The organism is Paenibacillus sp. F024, from assembly GCF_057814255.1.
The window spans coordinates 1-5,580 of sequence record NZ_JBVASZ010000074.1 but is presented as its reverse complement, the minus strand read 5'-3'; the positions used below and the strand labels follow the sequence as shown (position 1 = coordinate 5,580).

1 protein-coding gene is annotated in these 5,580 nt (G+C 32.9%); it reads right to left on the bottom strand.

Annotation, left to right across the window (positions count from 1 at the left end):
• Positions 1-586: 586 nt before the first annotated feature.
• Positions 587-5,191 (bottom strand): sacsin N-terminal ATP-binding-like domain-containing protein, encoded by a 4,605-nt coding sequence (locus ACZYR9_RS27125; protein ID WP_488981466.1) that lies wholly within the window; start codon positions 5,189-5,191, stop codon positions 587-589.
• Positions 5,192-5,580: the final 389 nt, after the last annotated feature.

Below are 5,580 nucleotides of genomic sequence, written 5' to 3'. Positions count from 1 at the left end.
GCCCAGGCATTAGAACCCTTTATGCCGTGGTCACCGTCACTTCCGGACTCTTGCCGCGTCACGTAATCTTCATCCATCATACACTTGCTCCCATCTGACTGCTAGGTGGGGGCTATTTGACGCTCACAATGAACACAATGAATCACCTCAACCCGATTTATTGTCATGCATCCATCAACCATTATCTTTTCATAGACTTCCTGTGTCTACGGCTCACATAAGCAGCAGATTTTCCCTTCGCTTCGACCAGTGAAAATCTCGTAACACGGGTACAGTCAGGAGAGGTAATATGTTCTTCTACATAGCCTATTAGGAAAGTCTGCTTGCTGTACGAGTTTGCTTAGCTTCACACGCCGTCTGCCTCCTTTTCCAGGAGAATATGTTTATTCTGTTGCTCGTTGACACAGTTCCCACGTGAGCTAATCATAGTTGCGGCATAGGTGTGCTAGGCTTCACTCAGTCAAGCGTTGTACGGCAAGACTGTAATTGGATGACCCTAAGTAATAATCAAATATTTATAACATTCAGTTTTAGAGCATAAAAAAGCCCTTAGAAAATAGTAGCTTCTTTATATCAAAAGTTAACATTAAAACTCAAATTCTATCCTTTCAACAATTTCAGTTTTACGGAATTTTTTATTTTCCCAAAATTTTATAGGTAACTCAGTACATTTAGGGTTTTCACTATCAATTTCATGTACTAAGAAAAGTTTATAATGATTCGAGTTCTGTTTTGCAAATTCCAATTCACCAGGACTAATTATGAAAGAATTCCCGTCACCTGCTTTTACTTCAACAAAGTATTCTATTCCCTTCTCATCTTTATAGGAAAGATCAAACTGTCCTGATCTAGCCTGACCAGGTTTTAATATCCCAATTTCAACAAATGCTTCCGATCTAGGATATACATTATCTTCACCAAATTGTTCACATAACAGATTATAAACAAGCAATTCTCCTTTGTTACCGAAAACCTTTTGAATTCTATTTCTACGCTCTGCTGAACTAGGAGTATAACTACCGTTCCCTCTAGGTTTATTTCTTTCTTTTATAATTCCAAGATTTCTGAATACTGGTTCTACTTTTTGAGGAATAACATCCTTATACATTGAATAAGCATCATCCGTTACGGTTTCGTTTGCAGATTGGGCATTCTTTTTTGCAACTAACCAAGCTTCAAATTCTTCTGTTTTATTAAAATAAATCATTTGTCGGACATCATAATTGTTTGCAATGTCATCTTCAAAGAGTCTGTCTGGATTTAGCAACTCATAGTTTTTTGAATATTGAGCATCAGAATCTATTATTTCGTTGTCAGGCAATTCGTTATCGTACCAGTTTGCGAAGGCTTTTTTTACGATTAATTCAACATCAAAATAAATTGAGTTTTCATAGTTCTCAATTTCAAAGTTCTCAAACTTCATTACAGTATTTAAGAAAATTGCCTGTAAACTTTCGTTCTTAACTGCCGTAGTATATAAAACGTTTTTAAATTTTCGTTTTTCCTTGTTAATAAATCTCACCAATTTAGCTTTATAGTATGGAATTAAATTAATTGAATATACAAAACCTTCATCCCTAAATTGATGCACATCAACCCCAATTTCCGTCAGAAGATTGATGATCTTTTCGGCATTTTGATCGCTGTGAAAATCTTCAAAATTAATATTAATTTCTTTGACAGGATAATTTTTATTAATTTTTATTACAGTTTCTATAAAATTATTTCTCTTCTCATTATTATAAGACCTATCTGCAATGACATCTAACGAGCCAAATTCCTTTTTTATCAGAAATTCTCGATCTGTTTTTTCTTTAGCTCTAAATAATTCTCCGAGTTTTCCAGATTCAAACCCTACTGTATTGGCAATGTTAGCACATATATTTTCTATCGCTTCAGAAACTAGATTAATTTCAAACTCATTTCCAAACACGGTAATATACCAGCTCGCAGCAGTTTCCCTAATGCAGATATATTCATCTGTAATTTCTGCCACTTGATCATTTTCAATAATTGAAATTTTATCCACCAACACAATGGAAAGTCTTTTAATATCACGTTCAAAATTTTCATTTCGCTCACTATATGCTGCGGCATACTTTAGAAACTCATTGAAATATAGTTGAAAGTCAGGATTACTCTTACTTTCTGAGACTGACTCTTTTATAATCGCGTAATCTTTATTGTACAATTGGCAACCAAACGTTCTAACAAAATTGTCATTATTGGTACGTTGTCCTTTTTCAACGATTGGCACATTATTCTTACTAATTATCTTCGCACTTGGCAAATAAGCTTCTTTAGCTGGATAGTATTGGATTACACCTTGGTATTGAACTAATACCTTACCAGCCTCAAAAAACCTCTTCTTATTTTCAGAGTCTTCATATTTTTTTGTGAAATTTGGTTGTTCAATGATTCGATAAATTAACTTTGACAACTCTACACTTTTTTCAAAGTTATACTCAGGAAGTTTCAGCATCAAACTATAAAAATCATTAGAGGAAAGATCCGTAACTTTGTCGCAGAAGTCAAAAAGCTCTATGATTCCAAGAGCTTCGTAATAATCAATCCCTAAACGATATGCTATATCCTGAATATACTGAACATCTATTACTGGTGTTAAATCAGAGAATTTTCCGTTATTCCTTGAGTTTATGTCTTTCACAATTTGCTTTGGTGCATATCTCTTTCCACCTATTTCAATCCATTTGACTTCATTAAACACGCGCAATAGATAGTTTTTAATTGGACCTTGATATCTTCTTTCATATTGTTGTAAATTACCACGATATGTTATCTCAGCATTTTCAGAATAGTATGGACTGGTCAAATATGATCTTAGCGTATAATCTTCATATATCCACTTTATAATATCCGTTGTAGTTATATTTTTTAACATGTGTTGGAGATGGGATATAAATGGCAACTTACAGCGAACATAAACAGTGGTTGAAGATCCCAGATCTGCATTTTGTTGAATTAACTTCTTATACTCTGTTACGTAAGAATCTAATGGTGTTACGATCTGCACTGTTGCAATTGCAGGAAACTTTTTTACTCCAAATTTTGATATGAAACTTACAAAATTTAAAGCTTCCTCATTGCTGATAGAAAAAAGATCGGGAGACGGAAATTCTTCATATGTGTCATCGAATAGATTTCTTACCCACTCTCTCTCATACGCACGTCCAAAATATAATTGCTGGCTATTTTGTACTTTGTTGTCTTTCGCATTTGGGAAATTATATTTGATCGGAGATTGTTCTGAACCTTTTGGAGGTGTCCAACTGTCCTCTTCTTTTCTATAATTACTCCAAAGCCACTTTACAAAATCTATTGCTTTGCTATAATTATCTACTGAACTATTTACCGTAGATATAATATTACTGCGATCACGATAGGTAAATTTAACCAACGGATATATTTTTCTTTGAGATATTATACGTGAAATATGTGTTTCCTTATCAGTTTCTCTAATTTTACGTACCCCTGGTAATTGTTCTGCACCTTTAAATAATAGTTGCTGATACTCACTATCTAAAGACGGTACGTTTACCCATGAAGGAAGTCCTTTGTTAGAAAATTCTCCTACTAAGAAATAACAGTCCATATCGAACTTTAACCAATTACCATTTTGTGTTTTTAACAATTTAGGTAATGATTTTGAATAGTTACGATTCCACCAGTTAAATACTTCAACCCTTTGTGATATTGTCCATTCATTTGTTAAGCTATTGATTATTGGCAATAGTTCAAATTCATCGACAGTTAGACTTTTAGACAATCGTTTCAACAGAGATTGAATAAAAATAGCACTCTCACTGGGTAAAGGCTTTAGAAAAGTTTTAAACTTCTCACCTAAAAAAAATTGAGGATACTCACTATCAAAAATTTTCGGATTATCTTTAACTGAGATATATTCATCATTTACTGTTTGCAAAACTTTAGCATGTTCAAGTAATTGAAAATAATAATCTTCTAAATCTCCAAATTGCGAAAACGAAAGCGGAAACTTCCAATTCGTTCGCTTAATATTAACTGGAGTCAGCAAACGTAAAGCTGTATCAGCATATTGGTTAGTTGTAAATTTTTCACCAACCTCAACTAAAAATTTTAATTGCTCTATAATGATCATCTTATTCGCATCAGTTCTGCTTATTGAATCACGATGGTCACCCAAAATGTATGACGCATGCATCACACAATTAAATGGAGACTCCACATTTAATAAAGGAAAGAATGAATATATATTTCCTGCTTGGAAACTTTCAAAATTCTGCGGCACTGCGATTGCTAAACGGATATCCTTCTTAATGTCATCCTCTTCAATTGCATTCTCAATTACTTTATCAAAAACGTAAAAAGTCTCTAGTATTTGGTTCTCATCGTTAACATACTTTTTTAATGTTAAACATCTAAATTCACCATTATTTACTTCTCTCTCATAAATAATATTCGTCTCTTCAGTTTCAATAGTAATTCGGCTAATATTAGGGAGAAATAAAAGAATTCTCAGATCAATATTATTAATTTGTTGTAATACTCCAAAATCATCTAGCAATTTTACTGGATTCACAAAAATTTCTATCGATGTCATTCCATCTTTTTGACAGGGTTCAATATTTTGGGGAACAGCTAATATTGGGATATATAAGTTAGGCTGCTTATTTAACTGCTTAGCAATTTGTTTTTCTGATTTAATTTTTTGAAATAGTTCATCAGCAATTTCTTTAGCAAACCTAATATTAAATTCTCCTGAATGTATTCTTATTTCATCAGCCCAGTTTAATACTGAACGAAAACCAGTCCCCTTATTGCCAATATACTTACCTGATTTTGGACTGTTATTTCCTTGTACTATAGCCTTAATACCATCCTTATCAAAAAATGTACCTGTGTTTGAAACGTTAAGTATATTATTTTTAAACTCAATTAATACTTCTAGTTCACAGTCTGGTGTATTTCCTTCATCAATACTCTTCTGGTAAGCATCATCTGCATTTTGCAGCAATTCAAGAATTTCTCTTCCGTGATACCCCTTAATATCACGCTTTTCTATATTATTTTCATGAATAAGTTCATCACGTTCTTGTTCCTTTATATGCTTTTCTATGTATTCATTACATAAGGTTTCTATATATATCTGACTTTCACTCATTGTTGCGTAACTATATGAACTGAACTCCATATATACCTCCTTAACATCCATAAAGAAATTAGTTACCAAAAATTAAAACATTCTAAAGTCCTATATACATATTACGACATCTTACCCCTTAGACCTCCCACGACAAATCATTAACGATTCAAAATGTATCCTTAAACCATAATTACTCCATAGTTACAACTTACATTAAAAAAATAGTTAAAATGCATAAAAAAACTCCCCACTAGAAAAACAGATTTTATTTTAATATCTGTCTGCCTAACGGGGAACGTGTCATTTCATAGATTATTCGCAGTTTATGAGTGAATTCTATCAGGACGCTTGCTTGACTGAATTAGCTTCGCGATAATTTATTTTTCTTTGAATAATGGCCGTTGCTTCTGCTCTAGTAGCTGAATCAAGTGGTCTGA

Excerpts from the sequence above, each read along its gene's own strand:
- ACZYR9_RS27125 (WP_488981466.1), bottom strand. The coding sequence starts at position 5,191 with ATGGAGTTCAGTTCATATAGTTACGCAACAATGAGTGAAAGTCAGATA.